General features: G+C 74.9%; 19 protein-coding genes and 1 pseudogene. 9 read left to right on the plus strand and 11 right to left on the minus strand.

The annotated features are described in order from the left end of the window. Window positions 1-16 precede the first annotated feature (16 nt). The 8 genes from folK to ET495_RS10925 form a co-directional block, all read right to left on the minus strand. Window positions 17-2,530: a 2-amino-4-hydroxy-6-hydroxymethyldihydropteridine diphosphokinase gene (gene folK / locus ET495_RS18760; protein WP_245993030.1), complete on the minus strand. Its 2,514-nt coding sequence runs from the start codon at window positions 2,528-2,530 to the stop codon at window positions 17-19. Continuing rightward, complete coding sequence (folP, locus tag ET495_RS10895; RefSeq protein ID WP_129205992.1) at window positions 2,527-3,369, minus strand: dihydropteroate synthase; 843 nt, start codon at window positions 3,367-3,369, stop codon at window positions 2,527-2,529. The genes folK and folP overlap by 4 nt, the downstream gene beginning before the upstream one ends. A 113-nt stretch (window positions 3,370-3,482) precedes the next feature. Then, window positions 3,483-4,103, minus strand: a complete 621-nt coding sequence (folE, locus tag ET495_RS10900) for a GTP cyclohydrolase I FolE (RefSeq protein WP_129204831.1) — start codon at window positions 4,101-4,103, stop codon at window positions 3,483-3,485. After that, window positions 4,100-6,121 carry an ATP-dependent zinc metalloprotease FtsH gene (gene ftsH / locus ET495_RS10905; RefSeq protein WP_129204832.1) on the minus strand — a complete coding sequence of 674 codons (2,022 nt, stop codon included), beginning with the start codon at window positions 6,119-6,121 and terminating at the stop codon, window positions 4,100-4,102. Before ftsH ends, folE begins: the two co-directional genes overlap by 4 nt. A gap of 205 nt (window positions 6,122-6,326) precedes the next feature. Then, window positions 6,327-6,878: a hypoxanthine phosphoribosyltransferase gene (gene hpt / locus ET495_RS18170; RefSeq protein ID WP_129204833.1), complete on the minus strand. Its 552-nt coding sequence runs from the start codon at window positions 6,876-6,878 to the stop codon at window positions 6,327-6,329. Window positions 6,879-6,881: 3 nt separating this feature from the next. After that, the gene (gene tilS / locus ET495_RS10915) at window positions 6,882-8,114 is read right to left on the minus strand and encodes a tRNA lysidine(34) synthetase TilS (protein ID WP_129204834.1); all 1,233 of its coding nucleotides are present in this window, start codon (window positions 8,112-8,114) and stop codon (window positions 6,882-6,884) included. Between the two features lie 58 nt (window positions 8,115-8,172). Next, the gene (locus ET495_RS10920; RefSeq protein ID WP_129204835.1) at window positions 8,173-9,378 is read right to left on the minus strand and encodes a zinc-dependent metalloprotease; all 1,206 of its coding nucleotides are present in this window, start codon (window positions 9,376-9,378) and stop codon (window positions 8,173-8,175) included. Between the two features lie 85 nt (window positions 9,379-9,463). Next, on the minus strand, window positions 9,464-10,873 hold the full coding sequence (locus ET495_RS10925; protein WP_129204836.1) for a D-alanyl-D-alanine carboxypeptidase/D-alanyl-D-alanine-endopeptidase: 1,410 nt from the start codon (window positions 10,871-10,873) through the stop codon (window positions 9,464-9,466). Between the two features lie 180 nt (window positions 10,874-11,053). On the opposite strand from ET495_RS10925, the gene ET495_RS10930 reads away from it, so the two are divergent. The 3 genes from ET495_RS10930 (at window position 11,054) to ET495_RS10940 (ending at window position 13,576) form a co-directional block, all read left to right on the plus strand. After that, entirely contained in the window at window positions 11,054-11,551 is a 498-nt protein-coding gene (locus tag ET495_RS10930; protein WP_129204837.1) for an inorganic diphosphatase, read from the plus strand. 79 nt (window positions 11,552-11,630) lie between these two features. Next, window positions 11,631-12,692, plus strand: coding sequence for a zinc-binding dehydrogenase (locus ET495_RS10935; RefSeq protein WP_129204838.1), 1,062 nt, complete (start codon window positions 11,631-11,633; stop codon window positions 12,690-12,692). Beyond that, window positions 12,689-13,576 (plus strand): LLM class flavin-dependent oxidoreductase, encoded by an 888-nt coding sequence (locus ET495_RS10940; RefSeq protein WP_129204839.1) that lies wholly within the window; start codon window positions 12,689-12,691, stop codon window positions 13,574-13,576. Before ET495_RS10935 ends, ET495_RS10940 begins: the two co-directional genes overlap by 4 nt. Window positions 13,577-13,601: 25 nt before the next feature. On the opposite strand, the gene ET495_RS10945 is transcribed toward ET495_RS10940, so the two are convergent. Further along, window positions 13,602-14,906: a C40 family peptidase gene (locus ET495_RS10945; RefSeq protein WP_245993031.1), complete on the minus strand. Its 1,305-nt coding sequence runs from the start codon at window positions 14,904-14,906 to the stop codon at window positions 13,602-13,604. A gap of 425 nt (window positions 14,907-15,331) precedes the next feature. Between ET495_RS10945 and ET495_RS10950 the strand changes: the two genes are divergently transcribed. The 4 genes and pseudogenes from ET495_RS10950 (at window position 15,332) to ET495_RS10965 (ending at window position 19,595) form a co-directional block, all read left to right on the plus strand. Further along, window positions 15,332-16,717 (plus strand): bifunctional o-acetylhomoserine/o-acetylserine sulfhydrylase, encoded by a 1,386-nt coding sequence (locus ET495_RS10950; protein WP_129204841.1) that lies wholly within the window; start codon window positions 15,332-15,334, stop codon window positions 16,715-16,717. 101 nt (window positions 16,718-16,818) lie between these two features. After that, window positions 16,819-18,021: a homoserine O-acetyltransferase MetX gene (gene metX, locus ET495_RS10955; RefSeq protein WP_245993443.1), complete on the plus strand. Its 1,203-nt coding sequence runs from the start codon at window positions 16,819-16,821 to the stop codon at window positions 18,019-18,021. Window positions 18,022-18,118: 97 nt separating this feature from the next. Beyond that, window positions 18,119-18,547: a VOC family protein gene (locus tag ET495_RS10960; RefSeq protein ID WP_129204842.1), complete on the plus strand. Its 429-nt coding sequence runs from the start codon at window positions 18,119-18,121 to the stop codon at window positions 18,545-18,547. A gap of 89 nt (window positions 18,548-18,636) precedes the next feature. Continuing rightward, window positions 18,637-19,595 (plus strand): annotated as a pseudogene (locus tag ET495_RS10965) (zinc-binding dehydrogenase). A gap of 25 nt (window positions 19,596-19,620) precedes the next feature. Here the strand turns inward: ET495_RS10965 and ET495_RS19175 are convergent. Together ET495_RS19175 and ET495_RS10980 are read right to left on the minus strand one after the other, a co-directional pair. After that, window positions 19,621-21,456, minus strand: coding sequence for a restriction system modified-DNA reader domain-containing protein (locus ET495_RS19175; RefSeq protein WP_281276122.1), 1,836 nt, complete (start codon window positions 21,454-21,456; stop codon window positions 19,621-19,623). Between the two features lie 327 nt (window positions 21,457-21,783). Further along, entirely contained in the window at window positions 21,784-22,098 is a 315-nt protein-coding gene (locus ET495_RS10980; RefSeq protein ID WP_129204844.1) for an MTH1187 family thiamine-binding protein, read from the minus strand. 93 nt (window positions 22,099-22,191) lie between these two features. Here ET495_RS10980 and cofD point away from each other — a divergent pair, with 93 nt between their 5' ends. Then, on the plus strand, window positions 22,192-23,133 hold the full coding sequence (cofD, locus tag ET495_RS10985) for a 2-phospho-L-lactate transferase (protein ID WP_129204845.1): 942 nt from the start codon (window positions 22,192-22,194) through the stop codon (window positions 23,131-23,133). After that, window positions 23,130-23,867 carry a 2-phospho-L-lactate guanylyltransferase gene (gene cofC / locus ET495_RS10990; RefSeq protein WP_129204846.1) on the plus strand — a complete coding sequence of 246 codons (738 nt, stop codon included), beginning with the start codon at window positions 23,130-23,132 and terminating at the stop codon, window positions 23,865-23,867. Before cofD ends, cofC begins: the two co-directional genes overlap by 4 nt. Window positions 23,868-24,017: the final 150 nt, after the last annotated feature.

Here is a 24,017-nt window from a genome sequence, read left to right on the forward strand (position 1 = left end):
TGCGCCGGTGTCACGGTCAGCCGGCGAGGACCTCCGGACCGTGGTCTCCGTCGCGTTCCGCCTCGTCCTCGGGTGGCGGCAGCTCGCAGAACTTCTCGACGACGACGCCGACGACGGTGAGCACCACCGAGCACACCACCGCGACCCCCGCGGCGAGCGCCCGATCGCGCTGCGACGGGATGCCGAGGTCGCCCACGACGTCGAGCACCGCCGCGAGGTAGCGGCCGGCGAGGATCGCGCCGGTGAGCGCCGCAGCCTTGGCCAGCACGAACGTGCGCGCGGCCCGCACCGGGTCCAGGTTGGGGCGGGTGCCCTTCTGGTACGCGCGCACTGCCCAGCCCATCCAGAAGATCAGCGCCGCCAGCGCGAGGATCGCGATCCACTCGACCCACGCGACGCGCGGCAGGCGCGCGCCCGTCGTGGCGAGCGCCCTCATGACGAGCGCGGCCACTCCGGTGACCCCGACGGCGGTGAGCACGAGGACCCGCAAGGGGGTGCGATGCATCTCAGTGCCCCGCATCGGGCGCTGGCGGAGCCCAGCTTTCGGCTCCCGCGTCCTCGGGCGCCGGGCGTGAGCCCTCGCGGCCGCGGTCGGCGGAGGTCGCGCTGCGGGGAGGCTCGTCGCGGGCGACGAGGCCGTCGTCGGCGTCGGGTGCGCCGGACTCCGCTGCGGGCCCGGGCACGCCCTCGCCAGGCGCAGGCGCGACCGGCGCGTGAACCGGGAGCCACGAGACGGGCAGGGCAGCAGCCGGCGGCGCGGGCGGCGGCGGCGGAGGCGCGAACGGCGAGAGGCCCGGCTCGCGGCCCAGGTCCGGGCCGGGCGTCGGGTGCGCGCCGGGAGCGGGTGGAACCGGCTCTGCGGGGACCTGCTGCGGAGGCGTCGCCGCAGGCGGCGCGAGGGGGCCGGCGGCGCGACGGGCGCAGGCGGCACGGTGGGCTCCGGCGACGCGTTCGGCGCGGTCGGCAACGGCGGCGCGGTCGGCAACGGCGGCGCGGACGGCGGCGCGGTCGGCGGCGCGGTCGGCAGCGGCGACGCGGTCGGCTCCGGAGACGCGGTCGGCAGCGGCGGCGCGACGGGCGCGGGCAGCGCCGGAGGCTCCACGCCGGGCGAGACGAACGCGGCGGAGGGCGAGAGGTCGGGCTGCGCCTCGAGGAACCCCTGCGGCGCCGGCTCGGCGTGCGGAGCGCGGGCAATCGGATCGCCCTGCGGGATCGGCGGAGTCTCCTGCGGCGGCGCCGCGGCCGCCACGTCGGCGGGACCGGCCGGAACCGGGGGCTCCTCGACCGCGAACGCGGCGCCGCCGGGGTGCGCGGCCGGAGCGGGCTCCACCGGCACCTGCGACGACTCGTGCGGGGCCGCCACGGGCTCCGGGTGCGCCGCCGTCTGGCTGGAGGCGGGCGCGGCCAGCCAGTCGAGCGCGAGCCACCTGATGCCTGCACGGTCGGGCGCCGTCTCGGCGAGGCGCGCCACCGGGCCCCCGCCCAGCCCCGGCAGGTCGGCGTCGGGCTGCACCTCGGCCCAGGGCACCAGGACGAACGCGCGCTCGTGCGCGCGCGGGTGCGGCAGCTCGAGCTCGTCGTCGCGCGCCACGAGCGACCCGTACCGCACGATGTCGATGTCGAGCGTGCGCGGACCCCACCGCACCTCGCGGACGCGTCCGTGCGCGTTCTCGACCGCTTGCGCGACGCGGAGCAGGCCACGCGGCGAGAGCGTGGTCCGTGCGATCAGCACGGCGTTGAGGTAGTCCGGCTGAGCGTCGGGGCCGCCGACGGCGGTGGTGCGCGCGAGCGGCGACACCTCCGTGACCTGGATGCCGGGGATGCGGTCGAGGTCGGTGACGGCGGCGCGCAACGTGACCTGCGGGTCGCCGAGGTTGGCGCCGATGGCGAGAACGACCTCGACCGGGTCGGCCGGGTCGAGGTCGAGCCGGTCGACGGCGGGCGTCACGGGCTCGGACGGCACGGGTGGCGGGGTCGGAACCGGCGGCTCGATGGGCGCAGGGACCGCGACCGGTGCCGGGGCGGCGAGCGCGTGTGCCGCCACGACGTCCTCCCCCGCGCCGGCCGCAGACTCCGTGTCCGCGCCGACGGGCGCGCCGTCGGGGAACGCCTCGACGACGGGGAGCTTGGCCTGGTCGCGGCGGATCGCGACCTCGACGTCCTCGAACGGCACGGCGACGGGGGCCTGCGGCTTGTGGACGCGGACGTCAGCGGCGACGACCCCGGGGTGGGCGAGGACGGCCGCCGCGATGCGCTCGGCGACGGTCTCGACAAGGTCGGCGGGCGACCCGGCGAGGACGTCGTGGACGTCTTGGGCGACCTCGGCGTAGTTGACCGTCGCGGCGAGGTCGTCACCCGCGGCAGCAGCGCGCGTGTCCAGGTGGAGCACGACGTCGGCGCGGAACTCCTGGCCCTCGACGCGCTCGTGCGGCAGCACGCCGTGGTGGCCGGTCGCGGTGACGCCGCGCAGCCGGATCTGGTCGAGCGGCCGCCCGTCCGCTCCGAGCACTGCGCTCTGGAAAACCGTCATGAGGAGTCCACCTCTCCGTCCGTACCGCCGGGCGTCGCGCCCGCCGCCCATGCTGCCGCGACCCGGACCGCGTCGCGGCTCGCACGCGCCGCGTGGACGCGCACCGCCCATGCTCCTGTCGCTGCGGCCAGCGCGCTCACTGCGGCCGTGGCCTCGTCCCGCGCGAGCGGCGGCGCGGGCTCGGCGACGTCGCCGTGACCCGTGGCGAGAAGCCGGCCGAGGAACCGCTTCCGTGACGCGCCGACGAGAACGGGACGCCCGAGCGCGTGCAGGGCGTCCAGCCGGGCGAGCAGCGGCCAGTTGAGGGCGCCCGCCTTGGAGAACCCGAGCCCGGGGTCGAGCACCACCTGCTCGCGCCGGACGCCGTCTGCCTCCAGGGCCGCGAGCCGAGCGGCGAGCTCGTCGCGCACGTCGGCCACGACGTCGTCGTACACCTCGAGGGAGTCCATGACGTCGGCGTGGCCGCGCCAGTGCATGCAGACGTACGCGGCGCCGGTCTCGGCGACCGCGCGCGCCATGCCGGGGTCGGCGAGCCCGCCCGAGACGTCGTTGACGATGCGCGCGCCCGCGGCGACCGCACGCTCGGCGACCGAGGCGCGCGTCGTGTCGACCGAGACGACCGCGCCGGCGGCGGCCAGGCGCGAGATCACGGGGATGACGCGCGCGAGCTCCTGCTCCTCGGGCACCCGCGCCGACCCGGGCCGGGTCGACTCGCCTCCGACGTCGAGGATGTCGGCACCCTCGCCCAGCAGCTCGAGCCCGTGCTGCACGCCCGCCTCGGGCGAGAACCACTCGCCCCCGTCCGAGAACGAGTCCGGCGTGACGTTGACGACGCCCATGACCAGGCAGCGCCCGACGCCCGACAGCTCGGGCAGCCCGGCGACGGCGGCATCTCGCGCGGCCCACCTGGCCCGCGGCTCGATCCTGACGGCGCGCGACGGCACGACGGCGCCTACCTCGCGCTGACGAGGCTCATCGCCTCGGCACGAGTCGCGGGGTCGCGCATCTGCCCTCGCACGGCGCTCGTGATGGTGCGCGAGCCGGGCTTGCGCACTCCTCGCATCGCCATGCACAGGTGCTCGCACTCGACGACGACGAGCACGCCGCGCGGTCGCAGGATCCGCACGAGGGCGTCGGCGATCTGCGTCGTCAGCCGTTCCTGCACCTGCGGGCGGCGTGCGTACACGTCGACGAGGCGGGCCAGCTTCGACAGGCCGGTGATCACGCCGTCCGCGCTCGGGATGTAGCCGACGTGCGCGACGCCGTGGAACGGGACGAGGTGGTGCTCGCACGTCGAGTACACCTCGATGTCGCGCACCAGCACCATCTCCTCGTGGCCGAGGTCGAAGGTGGTGGTCAGGACGTCCTCGGGTTCCTGGCGCAGGCCCGCGAAGATCTCCTGGTAGGCGCGAGCCACGCGGGCCGGCGTCTCGCGCAGGCCCTCGCGGTCCGGGTCCTCGCCGACCGCGAACAGCAGCTCGCGCACGGCGGCCTCGGCGCGCGCGAGGTCGACCGGCGGCACGTCCGCGGCGGGGCGTGCCGCGCCGTCGGTCGCACGATCGGTCTGGGTCACTCCGCGACCTCGCCGCCGGGCCGCGCCGGCACCTCGCCGCCGTCCGTCACGGCCTCGTCCTGCGGGACCACGGGCTGGGAGTGGCCGTTGCGCTCCGCGGCCGTCAGCACGGGGCCCCGGGTGTGGACCGTGCGCTGCTCGCTGGAGAGCCAGACGTCGCGGGCCTCGCGCTTGACGACGGGCGCGAAGACCTCGGCCAGCTCGTGCTGGTTGAGCGTCTCCTTCTCGAGCAGGCGCAGCACCAACTCGTCGAGCACGTCGCGGTACTGGGTCAGCACCTCCCACGCCTCGTCGTGCGCGGACTCGATGAGCTTGCGCACCTCGTGGTCGACGGTGCCCGCCACGGCCTCGGAGTAGTCGCGCTGGTGACCGTAGTCGCGGCCCAGGAACGGCTCCCCGGCGCCCGTGCCGAGCTTGATCGCGCCGACCTTCTCGCTCATGCCGTACTCGGTGACCATCTTGCGGGCGATCGCGCTCGCCTTCTCGATGTCGTTGCTGGCGCCCGTGGTGGGGTCGTGGAACACGATCTCCTCGGCGACCCGCCCGCCCATCGCGTACGCGAGCTGGTCGAGCAGCTCGTTGCGCGTCGTCGAGTACTTGTCCTCCAGCGGCATGACCATGGTGTAGCCGAGCGCACGCCCGCGCGGGAGGATCGTCACCTTGGTGACCGGGTCGGTGTAGCGCATCGCCGCCGCGACCAGGGCGTGCCCGCCCTCGTGGTAGGCGGTGATCTTCTGCTCCTTGACGTTCATGACGCGCGTGCGCTTCTGCGGGCCGGCGACGACGCGGTCGATCGCCTCGTCCAGGGCGCGGTCGTCGATGAGCTGGGCGCCCGAGCGCGCCGTCAGCAGCGCGGCCTCGTTGAGCACGTTGGCCAGGTCGGCGCCCGTGAACCCCGGGGTGCGGCGCGCGACGGCCGCCAGGTCGACGGCCGGGACCATGGGCTTGCCCTTGGCGTGCACCTGGAGGATCGCCTCGCGGCCCTTGAGGTCCGGCGCCTCGACGGCGATCTGCCGGTCGAAGCGGCCCGGACGCAGCAGCGCGGGGTCGAGGATGTCGGGCCGGTTGGTGGCCGCGATGAGGATGACGTTCGTCTTGACGTCGAATCCGTCCATCTCCACGAGGAGCTGGTTGAGCGTCTGCTCGCGCTCGTCGTGCCCGCCGCCCATGCCCGCGCCGCGGTGGCGGCCGACGGCGTCGATCTCGTCGACGAAGATGATGGCCGGCGAGTTCTGCTTGGCCTGCTCGAACAGGTCGCGCACGCGGCTGGCGCCGACACCGACGAACATCTCGACGAAGTCGGACCCGGAGATCGAGTAGAACGGCACGCCAGCCTCGCCCGCGACGGCGCGCGCGAGCAGCGTCTTGCCGGTACCGGGCGGGCCGTACAGCAGCACGCCCTTGGGGATCTTGGCGCCCACGGCCTGGAACTTGGTCGGGTCGGCGAGGAAGTCCTTGATCTCGTGCAGCTCCTCGACCGCCTCGTCCGCGCCCGCGACGTCGACGAACGTCACCTGAGGGGTGTCCTTCGAGATGAGCTTGGCGCGCGACTTGCCGAAGCCCATGACCCGGTTGCCGCCGCCCTGCATGCGCGAGACGAAGAACCAGAAGATCACGCCGAGGATGGCGAACGGGATGACCAGGCCGAGGATCGACGACAGCAGGCTCGGCTGCGGCACGCGCGAGTCGAAGCCCTCGGGTGGGTTGGCGGACTGGATCGCGTCGACGATCGCCGGGCCCTGCGGCTCGACGTAGAAGAACTCGACCGACTTGCCGTGGTTGCGCTCGCTGTCACCCGACCCGCTCACGAAGTCCTTGCTCAGCCTGAGCTCGACCCGTTGGTCGCCGTCGACGACGAGCGCGTGCTCCACCGTGCCGCTGCCCAGCAGCGCGATGCCCTGGTACGTCTCGATGCGTGAGGTGCCGGAGCGCGTGAGCGTGAACATCGCCAGTCCGAGGATGGCGACTCCGACCACGACCCAGACGAGCGGGCCACTGAGGATCTTCTTGGTGTTCATCGGCAGCGAGGCGACCCCCCGCATCCCTTCGTTCGCACAGGTTTTCCGACGAAACTACACGTTGGCCCTGACAGACCGCCGAGTGTTCGCCCAGGGCAGGAAGCCGCGGCGCGTGGCGCACCGACGCCTGGCATCGCCGTCGGCCCCTGCGGGTGCAACGCTCGGATGCGCGCCACAGTTCCCGCCGGGAGCCCGTCGGGGCACGTCAGGAGTAGACGTGCGGCGCCAGCGTCGCGACGAACGGCAGGTTGCGGTACCGCTCGGCATAGTCGAGGCCGTAGCCCACGACGAACTCGTTGGGGATGTCGAACCCGACGTACCTGACGTCGACGTCGACCTTCGCGGCGTCGGGCTTGCGCAGCGCGGCCGCGATCTCGACCGACGCCGGGCCGCGCGAACGCAGGTTCGCCACGAGCCACGACAGCGTCAGACCCGAGTCGATGATGTCCTCGACGATCAGCACGTTGCGTCCCGTCAGGTCCGTGTCCAGGTCCTTGAGGATGCGCACCACACCCGACGACTTCGTCCCCGAGCCGTAGCTCGAGACGGCCATCCAGTCCATCTCGGCCTTCGTGTGCAGGCGCCGCGACAGGTCGGCCATGACCATGACCGCACCCTTGAGGACGCCGACCAGGAGCAGGTCCTTGCCCGCGTAGTCCTTGTCGATCTGGGCTGCCAGCTCGTCGAGCTTGGCGCCCAGCTGCTCCTCCGTGAGCAGGATGCTGGCGATGTCGCCGGAGACGTCCGACTGGTCCACGGGCTACTCCTCGGGGGTGTGACTAGAGGTGCGACGAGAGGTACTGCTGGAGGTGCTGCTGAAGGTACTGCTCGAGGTACTGCTCAAGGTCTGACGAGAGGGCGCGCCGTCGGGCCCGGGATGCAGGAACAGCCTGCCATATGCCCGGTGCGCGCTCGCACCCGACGGCAGGAAGGTGACGCCCTGACCGCGCCATCCGACGACGAGCGCGTCGAGGGCGTCGACATGCCGGCTGCCCGTCGCGCCGGCCGGCGCACCGACGTCGAGCGCGGCCAGGCGCAGCGCACGCCTGCGGACGGCGGAGGGCGCCCGGCCGAGCAGCGCGACGTCGAGCACCAGCGCGGGCCCCGACCCACCGGAAGCACCCCCGCACGCTCCCGACGACGGCTCGCCGACGCCGTCGGCATCCTGCCCGCGCACCCCCGCGGCAGCGGCCGCCGCCCGCGCCACCAGGTCCGCCGCGAGCGCGTCGAGCGCGTCGGCGTCCGCGCGAAGCTGGTCCGCCGAGCGGGCCAGCGCGCGCACGGCCCCGGGGCCCAGCACCTCCTCGAGCAGGGGCAGCACCTCGTGCCGCACGCGCGTGCGCAACGGAACCCCGGACGGCGTACCCGATGCCGGCACGGCGGGAAGAGCGTTGGTCGGGTCGTCCCACCACACGAGCCGCTCTGCCGCGCACGCCGCGCGCGTCTCGGCCCGGCTCACGTCGAGCAGCGGACGCCGGTAGTGCCCCCGCACGCGCGGCATCCCGGCGAGCGAACGTGCCCCGCTCCCCCGCCCGAGACCCAGCAGCACCTGTTCCGCCTGGTCGTCGCGCGTGTGGCCCAGCAGGACGGCGGCGGCACCCGTTGCCGCGACCGCCTCCTCGAACGCCGCGTAGCGCGCGGTCCGTGCAGCCGCCTCGACGCCGCCCTCGCGCCCCACGGCGACCCGCCGCACCAGCACCGGGTCGAGCCCCAGCGCACGGCACCGCTCCGCGGCCGCCGCGGCGACGGCGCCGGACCCGGCCTGCAACCCGTGGTCGACGACGACGGCGCCGGCCCGCACCCCTGCCGCGCGCGAGCGGACGGACCGCCCCACGCGCGGCGCCTCGTGGGCGAGCGCGGCCGCGAGCGCCGACGAGTCCGACCCGCCCGAGCATGCGACGAGGACGAGGTCGCCGGGCGCGGGGCCGAGCGCAGCAAGGTCGCGACGCACCGCGGAGCGCACGGCCGCGACGGCGGGGTCGACCGCGCCCATGCACGCTCCCTTCGGTTCGGCGCTCGCCGCGGACCGGACCGGGCCCGCGGCGGCAGTTTCAGCCGTGGACGCGACGCACCCAGGCTCGCGGGTCGGCGATCTCGCGTGCCGTCGGCAGCGCCTGCACCGAGGTCCAGACGGCGTTGAGGCCGTCGCGCCCCACCTCGCGCTCCACGGCCCGGACGAACGACACGCCGTCGCGGTACTGCGCGAGCTTGGCGTCCATGCCGAGCAGGCGGCGCAGCACGAGGTCGAGGCGCGGGGCGCCCTCGCCGTCGCGGCGCTTGTCGAACCGTGCGCGGATCTGCCGCACGGTCGGGACCACGCGCGGCCCGACGGCGTCCATCATGACGTCGGCGTGCCCTTCGAGCAGGGCCATGACCGCGGTGATCTCGGCCATCTCGTCTTTCTGGGCGGGGCTGAGCATGCGCTCGAACGGGGCACGGCCACCCTCGCGGAACGGCCCGGTGACGACGTCGGCGACGCCGCGGCCGACGGCAGCGACCTTGTCCAGGAGGGGTGCCCTGCTCAGGTCCAGGGCCGTCCGCGTGATGTCCTGCAGGAGTCCGCCGACGCGGCCGCGCAGGTGCTCGGCGAGCCACGGAGCGGCGGCGAACTGCAGGGCGTGCGTCTGCTCGTGCAGGCAGACCCACAGGCGGAAGTCGTGCGGCGTCACGCCCATCGCACGCTCGGCGTGCAGCATGTTGGGCGCGACGAGCAGCAGGCGGCCGGCGCCACCGGACTCGTCGTGCGACGCGGGCCGGGCGGGCGCGCCGGGTACGTGCGCCGGGTCGCTCGGGTCCGGCGGCGTCGGCAGGGCGAGCCGCGCGTAGGGGTCGAACTGTCCGAGCACGCGCGGGGCGAGCACCGCGAGCAGGCCGCCGACCTCGACGGCTCCGCCCATGCGGGAGGTCTGTGACGGTGCGGAGCCGGCGTCGTCCAGGGCGGCCGCGAGGGGCTCCGTCATGGACGCCATGACCTCGGTGTTCGCGAGGGCCCAGCGGGCCCGGTCGACCACCAGCACGGATCCGAGCTGGGCTGCGCCGTCGCGCGGGCCTCCCGCGACGCGGCGCACGCCCCCGGCCGGGGTCATGCGTGTCGTGGCCAGCACGTGCTCGGTGGCGTCGCCCGCGGCCTCGCGCAGCCCGCCGACGAGGTCCTGGAGCTCGCCGCGGCTCGCGCGCGGGCCGGGCGGGGCGAGCCGTCCTGCGATCTCGGCGGCCGCGGGCCAGTCGACGACGGGCGGCAGGCTGGTGCGGGTCACCGTCTCACCGTATCTACCGCACGGTGCGTGTGGGCGCCCTGTCGTGGTCCGGCGCTCCTGGGGCCATGGCGCTCGGCGTGCGCCGTCACGCGGAGCCGAGGCGGGCGAGGTCCCCCACGAAGGCGTCGAAGATGGCACGCGCCCCCGCGGTCGCCCCCGTCTCGACCTGGTCGGCGAGCAGCGCGAAGACCAGCAGCCGGTCGTCAGACGTCACGACGGTCCCGGCGAGGCCGACGACGCCGGGCAGGGATCCCGTCTTGGCGCGCACGAGCCCGCGCGCGGGACTCTCACCGCCGAATCGCGATGCGAGCGTGCCGTTGAGCGCACCGACCGACAGGTCCACGGCGACGTCACGCAGCCGCGGCTGGGCGGGGTCCGTGGTGAGCCGCAGGACGTCGGCGAGCTGGCGTGGCGTGAGCGCCGAGCCTCGCCCGAGGCCCGAGCAGTCCACGAGCACCGCGCCGTTCACGTCGACGCCGAGCCTTCCGGCGACGGCGAGCACGGCTTGCGTCGCCCCGTCGTTCGACCCAGGCCGACCGGTCTCCAGCGCCACCAGCCGGCCGAGCACCTCGGTGACCGTGTTGTCCGAGTGCTGCATCGCCCAGCCCGAGATCTCGCCCACGCTCGCCGAGCTCACGGTGCCGACGACACGGGCGCCGTCGGGCGCCTCCGCATGGCCGATGCCGCCCGTGACGCTGACGCCGTGCTCGCCGAGCGCCTGCGCGAAGACCTGCGCCGCGGCCACGGCCGGATCGGGTGCGCGCGGGCCCCACGACCCCTGGCCGAGCATCGCGACGTTGACCGCCAGGGAGGCGACCGGCGCGACGAACCCCATGGTCGCCTCCTCGGGCGGCACGGCGGGCGCCACCGCGGGTCCGGTGAACAGCGTGTCGTCGACGGCGAGCCGGATCGCGCCGTCCCCCGAGAGCCGGACCTGCGCGGCGGCCTGCGCGGCGAGGTCGCCGAGGCCGGCCCGCCCGTTCACGGCGCTCGCGTCGCCTGCGCCGGCGGCCAGCATCATGTCGCCGCCGCCGACGAGGATCAGCCGGTCGCCGTCGAGCACCGCGCGCGTCTCGAGCGTGCGCGTCGGCCCGAGCTCGCTCAGGGCGGCGACGGCGGTCAGGACCTTCTGCGTCGACGCGGGCGTGAACGGGGAGTCGGCCCCGGACGCGGCGAGCGTGGTGCCCGTGCTCGCATCGACGACGACCGCACCCACGTGCGGGCCGAGCCGGGCGTCCGCGGCGAGCGCGCCGACCAGCGAGCCGACGTCGGCCGCCGACGGGGCCGGGGCGTCGTCGGGCAGCGTGTGCAGCACGGGGGACGGTGCGGGACCGGGGAGCGCGCCCGGGGCGGTCGGGAACGGAGCCGGGGCGGGCGGTGCGGGCTCGAGCGTCAGCATGCCGGGGACGACGTCGTGCGCGTCGGCGACGAGGTAGCCGCCCATGAGCGCGACAACGGTCGCGGCGGTCGCACCAGCGCGCAGCCGCCACCCCATGCCGAGCCTCCTTCGCTGCCGACGCGGCGCCGGACCCGTGCTGCCGCAGCACCAGGGTCGGGCACGCGTTACCGATCTGGCTGCATCATGGCACGTCCGGCTCGCTCGGTGGGCGTGAAGGGACCACGCCGCGCGCATGGCAGACTGGTCCCCGCGTACGCACCCGCATCAGGAGGAACAGTGGAGTTCGACGTCACGATCGAGATCCCGAAGGGACAGCGGAACAAGTACGAGGTGGACCACGAGTCAGGTCGCATCCGACTGGACCGCATGCTCTTCACCTCGACCCGCTACCCGGACGACTACGGGTTCATCGAGGGCACGCTCGGCGAGGACGGCGACCCGCTCGACGCCATGGTGCTGCTCGAGGAGCCCACGTTCCCCGGCTGCCTGATCAAGTGCCGTGCACTGGGCATGTTCCGCATGCGCGACGAGGCCGGCGGCGACGACAAGGTGCTGTGCGTCCCGCTCGGCGACCAGCGTGCCGCGTGGCGTCAGGACATCGACGACGTCTCGGACTTCCACCGCCTGGAGATCCAGCACTTCTTCGAGGTCTACAAGGACCTCGAGCCCGGCAAGTCCGTCGAGGGCGCCCACTGGGTGGGCCGCGCCGAGGCCGAGGCCGAGATCGAGCGCTCCTTCGAGCGCGCCCGCAACGCGGGCTACTACCAGCACTGACGCCACCGCGAGCCGCCGTCTCGCGCACCCTGGGCACGGCCTGGGGGATCGGGACGATCCTGGGCGTTAGCGTGTGCCCATGCTTGCTGCAGTCATTCATGGGGCGCGCGACGTGCGCGTCCAGGAGCGTCCCGAGCCCGCGCTCCGTACCCCCCACGACGCCGTGGTGCGGGTCGTCGCGGCCTGCGTGTGCGGGTCCGACCTGTGGCCCTACCGGGGTGTCACACCCACGCACGCGCCGCACCCCATCGGGCACGAGATGGTCGGGGTCGTCGAGGCCCTGGGCGACCAGGTCACCTCGGCACAGGTCGGCGACTTCGTCATCCTCCCGTTCTCGCTGAGCTGCGGGCAGTGCCAGGCGTGCCGTGCCGGGTTTCCGGCCGTGTGCGACGTCGTCACGTTCTTCGGCTCGACGGACCGGGACGGTCATCCCGTGGACGGCGCGCAGGGCGAGCGCGTGCGCGTCCCGCTCGCGCAGCACTCGCTGTTCCCTGTCGGACAGAGCGAGGAGGAGGTCGAGGCGCGCGGCCTCGTCCCGCACCTCCTGGCGCTGGCCGACGTCATGTCCACCGGCATGCACGCCGCCACGGCCGCGCGGGTCGAGCCGGGCGACGTCGTCGCCGTCGTCGGCGACGGGGCCGTCGGGCTCTCGGGCGTGATCGCCGCGCGGCTGCGCGGAGCCGGCCGTGTCATCGCGATGAGCCGCCACGCCGACCGCGCGGCGCTGGCCCGCGGGTTCGGCGCGACCGACGTCGTCGCCGAGCGCGGAGACGACGCCCCCGGGGCGATCCGCGCGCTGCTCGAGGGCGACCTCGCGGACGCCGCCCTCGAGTGCGTCGGCACGAAGGAGTCGATGGCGCAGGCGCTGTCGGTCGTGCGCGGCGGCGGGCGTGTCGGCTTCGTGGGCGTCCCCAACGGGGGCCCCGAGCTGCCGATGCGCGAGCTGTTCGCGCGCAACCTCACGGTGGGCGGCGGCATGGCCTCGGCCCGGCGCTACATGGAGGAGCTGCTGCCGCTCGTCCTGTCCGGGCAGATCACGCCGGGCGACGTCTTCGACCTCACGCTGCCGCTGAGCGAGATTCCCCAGGCGTACGCGGCGATGGACGAGCGCCGCGCGACCAAGGTGCTGGTGCGCCCGTGAAGCTCTCGCTGTGGCCCAGCTCGGCCGAGCCCGTCGCCGACATCCTCGCCGAGGCCCGGGCCGCCGACGCCGACGGCTGGCACGGCGTCTGGCTCGCCGACCACTACATGCCCAACACGGGCGACCTGTCGCGCGACGACGGCCCGATGCACGAGGTGTGGGGCCTCCTGCCGGCCGTCGCCGCGGTGACGTCGCGCGTACGCGTGGGCACGCTGGTCAGCCCGACGACGATCCACCACCCCGCGCTGCTCGCCAAGCGGGCCGCGACCGTCGACCACGTGAGCGGCGGACGGTTCGTGCTGGGCATGGGCGCCGGGTGGCAGCGCAACGAGCACGACGCCTATGGGTTCGAGCTGCCCGGCCCGCGCACCCTCGTGGACCGGTTCGACGAGGCGCTGCGGGCCACCCGCTCGCTGCTCGACGAGAAGCGCACCACGTTCCGCGGCCAGTTCTTCGACATCGACGACGCCCCAGCCGAGCCCAAGCCGCTCCAGGAGCGGCTGCCGATCCTCGTGGGCGCCAAGGGACCGCGGATGCTGCGGCTGACCGCCCGGCACGCCCAGGAGTGGAACACCTGGGGACTGCCCGAGAGTGCGGCACGCGTGCGCGCCGCACTGCTCGCGGCCGCCGAGCAGGTGGGCCGCACCGACCCGCTGTGGACGACGACGAACTGGATGCTCGACGTCGACGGCGCGACACCGACGGCCGGCCGCGTCGCGACGGGCTCGGTCGCCGAGCTCCAGGACCTCGCGGGCCGCTACGTCGAGGCCGGTTTCGACGAGTTCATCCTGCCGACGTGGAACCTCGGGGCGACGACGGCGGAACGTCAGGACCGCGCAGCCCGCATCAAGGCCGACGTCTTCGGACCGGTCCTCGACGGCTGACGCCGCGTGCCGACCACGTGCGGCGTCAGGGCCGCCCGGCGTAGGGCATCATGTCGCCCGCCCAGCGCACGGGCAGCTCACGGATCGCGAAGCCCGGGCTGGGCGCCTCGATCATGTTCCCGCCGCCCGTGAACATCGCGACGTGGCGGATCGTCGAGGGGTCCGACGGGTTGTCGGCGTAGAACAGCAGGTCGCCGGGGCGCAGCTGGGAGTAGCTGATCTTGGCCACCTGGGCGTACTGCGACCGCGACGAGCGCGAGATGTTCACGCCCACCGACAGCCACGACGCGGAGGTCAGGCCCGAGCAGTCGTAGCCGGGGTTGCCGTTGCCGCCCCACTGGTACATCACGCCGATCTTGGTGCGCGCGAACGCGACCGCCGCCTGCCCCTTCGCTGCCGTGCCGACGCTGACGCCGGACGTCGGCGGTGCCGGTGCGGGCGTGGGCGTGGGTGTGGGCGTCGGCGGAGCGGGCTGGGTCGGCTGCGGGCTCGGCGTCGGCGCGGCCGGCTGGGTCGGTGCGGGGTCGGGGGTCGTGGGCGTCTGCGGCCGCGAGACCTCGTGCGCGCCGTCGCCCGACGACCCGGACCCGTTGCCGGACGTGAGGTTCTTCTGCGCCTCTTCGGCGGCTGCCTCGTCGGCGGCCGCCTGGCGAGCCTCCTGACGCTCGCGCTCGAGCGTGACGCTCGTGTTGCGCAGCTGCGCCAGGCGCGTGACGAGCGCGTCGCGCTCCTGCTCGGCCGTCGCGGTGCGGGCCTGCAGCGCCGACTGGGCGGCCTGCGCCCGGGCGAGCGCGGCGTGCGCCTCGGTCGCGGCCTCCTCCTGCGTGGCGCGTGCCGCTTCCCAGCGGGCGCCCGCCGTGCGCGAGGCGGCGCGCGCGTTGGCGTGGTCGGCGATGGAGGTCGCGGTCTTGCGTTCGACGGCCCGTCGGGCCGCCCCTTCGGCGACGACGTCGCCCACGGCCCGGGCCCCGGTGACCGCGGAGAGAGCGCCGAAACCGTCGCCTCGTGCGTCGAGGCGGTAGGCCTCGGCGAGCTGCCGGCGGGCGGCCTGCTCCGCGGCCGCGGCGGCGTCGGCGTCGGCCTTGGCCGCCTGGGTGGCCAGCGTGGCCTGGTCGAGCCGCTCCTGGGCCTGGGCGTAGTCCTCGCCCGCGGTGGCGACAGCGTCGGAGGCGGCTCTCAGGTCGGCACGGATCGTGTCGAGGCGCTGCTCGGCCCCGGCCACGTCGAGCGCGGCCGCGCCGGCTGCGGCCTGAGCGGCCGTGACGTCGTCGTCAGACGGCGCCGCGATCGCGCTTGACCCACCGAGCACGACCCCGCACGCGAGAGCCACGCCTACCGTTCGTCGCCAGCCCCGACCCATGCACACCCCTTCCATCGGGCGTGCCCGGGACCTCGCCCTGAAGGGTGCGAAGCGGGAGTTCCGGACACGCGAGCCATCCTAGGGTGGCCTGAATCGGGCGTCAGCGCCAGGCGAGGTGACGCTCGACGCCTCTTGGCAAGCGACACGCCGTCTCAAATGCCTGTCTCAGATGACAAGACCCGGCTTTCGCGCTCCCCCACGGACGGTTACCGTCGCTCGCATGACTCGTCGAATGTGCCGCTGACCCAGCGCACGTTCGCCTGCCCGGGAACCCTCCGGACCGCGTGCGCAGAAGCCCGCCGCGGACCACTCTCCGACGCAGCAGGCCCCCGCAGGGCGCGCCGCGGCCGCATCGCAGCAGCCATCTCCCCCACCAAACCGCCCGGAGGAACCCCGTGAGCACCAGCACCCCGGCCCAGTGGTCCTTTGACACGCGCCAGATCCACGCCGGCCAGACGCCAGATCCCGTCACCGGGGCCCGCGCCCTGCCGATCTACCAGACGACGTCCTACGTCTTCCCGAGCGCCGAGGTCGCGGCCGACCGGTTCGCCCTGAAGGACCTCGGCCCCATCTACACCCGCATCGGCAACCCCACGCAAGAGGTCATCGAGAACCGCATCGCCAACCTTGAGGGCGGCGTCGGCGCATTGCTCGTCGCCTCCGGGTCGAGCGCGATCACGCTCGCCGTCCTCAACGTCGCGCAGGCGGGCGACCACATCGTCTCCTCGTCGTCGCTGTACGGCGGCACCTACAACCTCTTCCACTACACGCTGCCCAAGCTGGGCATCGAGACGACGTTCGTCGAGGACCCGTCCGACCCGCAGCAGTGGCGCGACGCGGTGCGCCCCGAGACCAAGCTGTTCTTCGGCGAGACGATCCCCAACCCCAAGTCCGACGTGCTCGACATCGAGAGCGTCGCAGCGGTGGCCCACGAGGTCGGCGTGCCCCTCGTCGTGGACAACACCGTCCCCACCCCCTACCTGCTGCGCCCCATCGAGCACGGCGCCGACGTCGTCGTGCACTCGGCGACCAAGTACCTGGGCGGTCACGGCTCCTCGATCGGCGGCGTGATCGTCGACGGCGGCACGTTCGACTACGCGCAGGATCCCGAGCGCTTCCCGAACTACAACGAGCCCGACCCCAGCTACCACGGCCTGGTGTACGCCCGCGACCTGGGCGTGGGCGGCGCCTTCGGCGTCAACCTGTCCTACATCCTCAAGGCGCGCGTCCAGCTGCTGCGCGACCTCGGCCCGGCCATCAGCCCGTTCAACGTGTTCCTGCTCGCCCAGGGCCTGGAGACGCTGTCGCTGCGCATCGAGCGCCACGTCGCCAACGCCCAGAAGGTGGCCGAGTGGCTCGAAGCCCGCGACGACGTGCGCGTGGTCCACTACGCCGGCCTGGAGTCCTCGCCGTACCACGCCACCGCGCTCAAGTACGTGCCGAAGGGCGCGGGCGCGGTGCTCGCGTTCGAGCTCGGCTCGCCCGACGACGACAGCGCGCGCGCCGCCGGCCAGGCGTTCGTCTCGGCGCTCGAGCTGCACTCCAACGTCGCCAACATCGGCGACGTGCGCTCGCTCGTCATCCACCCGGCCTCGACCACGCACAGCCAGCTCAGCCCCGCCGAGCAGGCGCTCTCGGGCGTCACCCCCGGCCTGGTGCGCCTGGCCGTGGGCATCGAGAACGTGGAGGACATCCTCGCGGACCTCGAGCTCGGCTTCACCGCCGCCAAGGCCCAGCTCGACGACGGCGCGCAGGCGGCCACGCCGGCGGCCTCCGCGTGAGTCACGGCACCGTCACGGCCAGGCAGCCCGCCGCCCCGCCCCGAGCCACGAGGACCACCCCCATCGACGCCGAGCCCACCCCCACGCCCGCCCGTCCCGCCCTGCGGCCGACGGCGATCGCCTCACGCGCCCGCATCAAGGCGGCCGTGCCGGCGTCGGGCGCGTGGCGCGACGGCGACGACCCTGGGCGGCGGCAGTTCGCCGCCCTGGGTGGCCTCGAGCTCGAGGGCGGCGGGCTGCTGCCCGACGTGACGCTGGCCTACGAGACCTACGGGACCCTCGACGCCGGCGGCCGTAACGCCGTGCTGGTGCTGCACGCCCTGACCGGCGACTCCCACGTCGCGGGACCGGCGGGGCCCGGCCACGTGACGGCCGGGTGGTGGGACGACATGGTGGGGCCCGGCAAACCCATCGACACCGACCGGTACTACGTCGTCGTGCCCAACGTCCTCGGCGGCTGCCAGGGGTCGACGGGGCCGTCGTCGGCGGCCCCCGACGGGCGGCCCTGGGGGGCGCGCTTCCCGCGCGTGACCACGCGCGACCAGGTCGCCGTCGAGGTGCGGCTGGCACGCGAGCTCGGCATCACCGGCTGGCAGCTCGTCGTCGGCGCGTCGATGGGCGGGCTGCGCGCGCTCGAGTGGGCGGTCCTCGGCCCCGAGGCCGGCATCGAGGTGCGGGGCCTGGCCGCCATCGCGACGACGGCGCAGACCAGCGCCGACCAGATCGCCTGGTCCCACCCGCAGCTCGCGGCCATCCGGCTCGACCCGGGCTGGCACGACGGCAGCTACTACGACCAGCCCGACGGGCAGGGCCCGCACGCGGGCCTCGCGGTCGCGCGGCAGATCGCGCACACGACCTACCGCTCGGCGCACGAGCTCGACACGCGCTTCGGGCGGCTGCCCCAGGGCGGCGAGGACCCCCTGACCGACGGCCGGTACGCCGTCCAGTCCTACCTCGACCACCACGGCGACAAGCTGGCCCGCCGGTTCGACGCCAACTCCTACCTGGTGCTCACCGACTCGATGAACACCCACGACCTGGGACGCGACCGCGGCGGCGTCGAACAGGCGCTCGGGCAGATCGCGGCCCGCACCCTCGTGGTCGCCGTGGACTCCGACCGGCTCTTCCCCCCGGTGCAGTCCGCACGCATCGCGCGCTGGGTTCCCGGCGCCGACGACCTGCGCATCATCACCAGCCCGTACGGGCACGACGGGTTCCTCATCGAGTTCGACCAGCTCGGCCCGATCGTGCGCGAGTTCCTGGAGTCCCTGGAGGTCGGCGAACGGGTGCGGACGGCGGGCTGAGAGTCGCACACTGAGGAGCGGGCTCCGCGATGAGCCTCGCGCTGCCACGTCGTCGTACGACGTGGCAGCACTCCGTTCGCACCCCCAGGAGCCCGACATGGCCAAGCTCAACCCCTACCTCAGCTTCAAGGACACGGCACGCGACGCGCTCGAGCTCTACCAGGCGGTGCTCGGCGGCGAGCTCAACGTGATGACGTACGGCGACATGCCCGGTCTCCCCGACGTCAGCGAGACGGACGCCACACTCGTCATGCACGGCCAGCTCGAGACGCCCGGCGGGCTCACGCTCATGGCGTCCGACGCGGGATCGATGATGCCGCACGTCCCCGCCACGCCCGGCGTCACCGTGGCCCTCACGGGCGGCCCCGACGACCTCGCCTACATCAGCGGCGCCTACGAGAAGCTGCTCGACGGCGCCACCGAGATCCTGCCGTTCGAGCTCGCACCGTGGGGCGACCACTACGGGCAGCTCACCGACCGGTTCGGCATCTCCTGGGTGTTCGACGTCGGCACGCAGCAGGGCTGAACGGACCCCGCTGGCGCCAGACTCCGGGCATCGCGGCGCTCATCGCCCGACGTGACACCCGGTCGAGGCCCGCAGGCTAGGTTGGCCGCATGCTCGCCGCCTACGCCGCCCGGTTCTCGCCCGACTCCCCGTCGACGGCCTGGAGGTGGGGCAGCGGCCCGAACCCGCCGAACGCGCGCACTGGTCCGTCGTCGAGGTGCGGGCCGCGAGCCTCAACCACCACGACCTGTGGTCGTTGCGTGGCGTGGGCCTGCGGGCCGAGCAGCTCCCGATGATCCTCGGCACGGACGCCGCCGGCATCGCGCCCGACGGCACCGAGGTGGTCGTCCACGGCGTCATCGGGGCCGACGGGCACGGCGTCGGGCCGCGTGAGCCGCGCACGCTGCTCTCCGAACGGTACGACGGCACGCTCGCCCAGTACGTCTCCGTGCCCACGGCGAACCTGCTGCCCAAGCCGGCCGAGCTCACCTTCGCCGAGGCCGCCTGCCTGCCGACGGCGTACCTGACCGCCTACCGGATGCTGTTCTCGGTCGCCCGGCTCACCCCTGGCCAGTCGGTGCTGGTGCAGGGCGCCGGAGGCGGCGTCGCCACCGCCGCGATCGTCCTGGGTGCTGCCGCCGGGCTGGAGGTCACCGTGACGTCGCGGTCGGCCGACAAGCGCGAGCGGGCGCTGGCGCTGGGCGCCGCGCACGCCGTCGAGACGGGTGCGCGCGTGCCGGCGCGCGTGGACGCCGTCGTCGAGTCGGTCGGGCAGGCGACGTGGGCGCACTCGGTGCGGTCGGTCAAGCCCGGCGGCACGATCGCCGTGTGCGGGGCGACCTCGGGTGACGCGCCCGGGGCCGAGCTGACGCGGATCTTCTTCCAGGAGATCGCCGTGCGTGGCGTGACCATGGGCTCGCGCGCCGAGCTCGCCGCGCTGCTCGCGTTCTGCGCCCGCACCGGTGTGCGACCCGTCATCGACTCGCAGTACCCGCTGGCGGACACCTCGCGGGCGCTCGACCGGATGGCCGCGGGTGCGCAGACCGGGAAGCTCGTCGTGCTGCCCTGAGCGGGCACGCGACACCGGGCGCGCGTCAGGCGAACCGCGCCCGGAACTCCTCCGTGAGAGTGCGGCCGGCGCTGCCGCCGACCCGCCACACGGACCAGCCCTCCGCGGTGTAGGCGCCCGACGCAGCGCTCGCCGCGACGTCCGGGTGGCGGTACCGGCTGCCGTCGGGAAGCTCGATGCTGCCGTCCGGGTGCAGCGTCGCCACGAAGCGTTGCCCGCGCCGCGGACGCTCCCACACGAGCGTCGTCGCCGCACCGAGACGCTCGGCGAGCGCGGCCAGGTCCGCATCCTCGGCCTCGTCGAGCACGATCGGCGGCGACGGCGCGTCCCACGCGCGCGACCCACCCGCGGTGGGAAGCCACCACGGTTCGGGTGCGGGGCCGTCGTTCAGCCGCGGCGGCTCGAACGGAGCCTCGGCCCGCGCCGGCGCGCCGGGCAGGGCCGGCCCGGCGGGGCGGCTCGTGCCGCTGGCCGCGGAGAACACCTCGCCGAACGCGATCGCCACGGGTTCCGCGACCGCGGGGACCGGGTCCTCCCCCGAGTCCGGGTCCCAGGCGTCGGCCGGGCTCCAGGAGCTCAGGACGCGGCTGGAGTCGGGCGCGGTCGGCGTGCGGCGGCGACGCGGCGTCGGCGACCAGGCAGCGCCCGGGGCGTGGTGGGCGAGCGCGGGGGGAACGAGATCGGCGGCCGGGCCCTGCGCGAGGCCCGAGGTCGTGATCGCGGTCGCCGTCGTCGCCGACGTCGCCTCAGCGCGGGGTTCGGGTCCGCCGGCGAACGCGAGCGGGGGCCGCCGGTGAATCGTGGCGCGCGACACCCGGGGCGGCACGGGCTGCGGCACGTGCTGCGGCGTCACCTCGGATCCGGGCGCGGCACCCTCCGGCTGCGCCTGCGCAGCCGGCACCGCCGAGCCCACCGCCGAGCCCACCGCCGAGCCCACCGGCGAGCCCACCGCCGAGCCCACCGCCGAGCCCAGAGCGTCGACCGGCGCATCGACCCGCGCATCGACCCGCGCATCGACCCGCGCATCGACCGGTGCGCCCGCGGGGGCGTCCGCCGGCGTCGTGAACCGGTCACGCCGGGAACGCCGCCGCACCCGCACGGTCGCCGACGCGGGTGTCGCGCCCCCGTCCCGCGCGACTCCGCGAGGCGCGTCCGGACGGGCCTGCACGGGCAGCGGCTGCCCGGCACCGGGCTCGGCCGTGACGACCGGCACCGCGGCCGTCGGGACGCGGTCGGGCGCCGGCCCCACCGCGCGCACCGCGGGCTCGCCCTCGGTGCCGCTCACGATCCGCGGCCGGTCGGGGGCCGAGCCAGGGTGGATCACGAGCGGCGAGACGTCGACGAACCTCCGGCCGTCGGCCCCGTGCACCACGCCCAGCCGCAGCACCTCGACCGGCATGAACGGCTGCCTCAGGAAGTCGACCGCGTTCAGGACGTCGTCGTCGGCGTCCTGGCAGATGACGATGAGCCGTGCCCCGCCGCGGCCCGGCTGCGAACGCGTGACCGGCACCGAGTCGTAGAACCCGGCGACGTCGCGCCGGAACGCCTGCGCGCCGCCGCTGTAGCGCGCCGCGAACTGGCTGAGCGTCATGCGGCCCGCGGCGCCGGCGTGGTCCAGGGCGCGTGAGAGCGCGGCGTCGTCGAGCCGGGAGACGAGCTCGACCACGACGGGAGTGCCGGTCGCGTCGAGCGCCAGCAGGTGCGGCTCGTGGGGAGCGCTGCCCTGGGCGACGGGGAAGATCTGCTCACCCAGCAGCCCGTCGATGTGCGTGTCGACGACCCGGTGCGCCGTCGTCCCGACGCCGGAACCCGGCCCCGCGACGACCTGGGGACGGTCCCTGTCCACCTCGAAGAGCGGCAAGGGGCTCCCACCTCCGTCAAGTCGGTCGATCGTGCGGCTCAGCAGAGAACAGGCCCCGCACCGTCCTGGATGACGAGACCCGCGAGCGCGCGCCGCCGCATACCCTACGCGTCACACGCGAGCCTCAGGGGGGTGCGAACACACAGATTGACCACAGGCGCGCAAACGCTCGTCGTTCTGGCGCGAGCGCCATCATCCGGTCCGGAGAAAGCGTTCACCTCGCCCGTGCGGCACGCCCCCGGCGCGGCCCGCTCCGGCGGGCGTGGCACGCGGTCGACGCCGGCCTCGGGTGACCTCAGCCTCGGGTGACCTCAGTCTCGGGTGACCTCAGCCTCGGGTCACGTCGTCCGCGGCGAGGCGCTCCTCCACGCGTGCGACCTTCGCGTCGAGCTGCCCGGTGAACCCCGGGCGGATGTCCGCCTTGAGCACGAGCGACACGCGGCGCCCTCCGGCACCGACGGCGTCGGTCGCCGCCTTGATGACGGGCATCACCTCGTCCCACTCGCCCTCGATCTCGGTGAACATCGACGTCGTCCGGTTGGGCAGCCCGGACGCCCGCACGATGCGCACCGCCTCGGCCACCTGGTCGGCAACGGACTCGCCCGCCCCGAGGGGCGCCACGGAAAACGCGAACACAGCCATCCCCCTATCTTCCCCCGGGCCGGGCCGCGAGTGGTTATGCACAGACGTTGCCGGCGGGGCCGGTGCGGGCGTCCGGGCGCGTAGGCTCGGAGCGTGGGTGTGCCTCGGGTGACAGTGCTGGCCGGTGGCGTGGGCGGCGCCCGGGTGGCGCACGGTGTGGTTCTCGCCGGGGTGCGGCCCGACGTCGTCGTGAACGTCGGCGACGACACCGAGCTGCACGGCCTGTGGATCTCCCCCGATCTCGACACCGTGCTGTACACGCTCGCCGGGCTCAACGACGAGGAGCGCGGCTGGGGGCTGCGCGGCGAGACCTACGCGACGCTCACCCAGCTCGCCGCGCTCGGCGAGGACACCTGGTTCACGCTCGGCGACAAGGACCTCGCCACGCACATCGCACGCACGGCCCGCCTGCGCGCGGGCGCCGCGCTGAGCGAGGTCACCGCACAGCTCGCGGCGGCGCTCGGCGTCACGGCCCGGCTGCTGCCCGTGACCGACGACCGCGTCGCCACGCTCGTCGACACCCCCTCCGGGCGCCTGGCGTTCCAGGAGTACTTCGTGCGCCGCCGGCACGCCGACGCCGTGCTCGACGTCGTCTTCGAGGGCATCGAGGAGGCACGCCCGGCACCCGGCGTGCTCGACGCCGTCGCGGGCGCGGACGTGCTCGTCGTCGCGCCGTCGAACCCGTTCCTGTCCGTCTTTCCCGTGCTGGGCGTGCCAGGCGTGCGCGAGGCCGTACGCACGACGACGGCGCGCCGCGTCGCGGTCAGCCCGATCGTCGGCGGCCAGGCCGTCAAAGGCCCGGCGGCCCAGATCCTCGAGACGCTCGGGCACGACGTCTCGGCGCTCGGCGTCGCGCGCCTGTACACCGGGCTGGTCGACGTCATGGTGGTCGACGACGCCGACGCCGCGCTCGCCCCGGCGATCCGCGACCTGGGCTTCGACGTCGTCGTGACCGACACCATCATGGGCGGCGCAGCGGGCCGCGAGCGCCTGGCGCGCGAGCTGCTCGCCGTCGCGGGTCACCCGCTGCCGTGAGCGGCGAGTCCGTCGTCGCCGTCGTCCCGCTGCGCGACGGCGTGAGCGGCAAGTCGCGGCTCGCGACGGGACTGACCCCGTCGGCGCGGCGGCGGGTCGTCACGGAGCTTGCCCGGCACGTCGTGGGGACGCTCGCGGGCGCCGCGCCGATCGACGGGATCGTCGTGGTCACGACCGACCCGGCGTTCGTGACGCAGACGCTGGCCGGGGTCGCCGAGACCGTCCTGGCCACCTCCCCCGCCCGGCACGGCCCGCCGGCCCCGCCCCGCCCGGCCTCCGGTCACCCCGTGACGGTGAGCGTCCTCGACCAGCGCCGCGGGCGGCCCGGGCTCAACGCCGCGGTCGACCTCGCGCGCGGCCACGTGCGCGCGCACGCGCCCGCGGCGACGCTGCTCGTCGCGCACGCCGACCTGCCGTCGCTCGCTCCCGACGACGTCACCGCACTCCTGGCCGCGCGCACGGGACCTCCCGCTGCCCCGGTCGTGATCGCCACCGACAGGCACGGCACGGGCACCAACCTGCTGGTGCTGCCCGCGGGCGCCGCCTTCGGCTTCCGGTTCGGCGCGGGCTCGCGTGCCGCGCACGAGGCCGAGGCCGCGCGCCGCGGGCTGGGCGCCGTCGTCGTGCGGCGCCCGGGGACGGCCGCGGACCTCGACACGCTCGACGACTGGGCCGACCTGCCCGCGCCCCTGCGCGCACGCCTGGCCGGCCCCGGCCGCACCGCCCGTCCCTGACCGCACCCCCGCACGCCGCCGCCCTTTCGCCGCCGGCCGCGCGTCACCCAGCCGCCGAGAACCTCCCCCGGTGCACGACCTCGTCGAGCGGGCGCCGCGCCCGCCGCGCGGGCGATCCCCCGCCGCGGGCTCGTCGGGGTGCCCGACGGC

The sequence above is a fragment of the Xylanimonas allomyrinae genome (genome assembly GCF_004135345.1).
Classification (GTDB): Bacteria; Actinomycetota; Actinomycetes; order Actinomycetales; family Cellulomonadaceae; genus Xylanimonas; species Xylanimonas allomyrinae.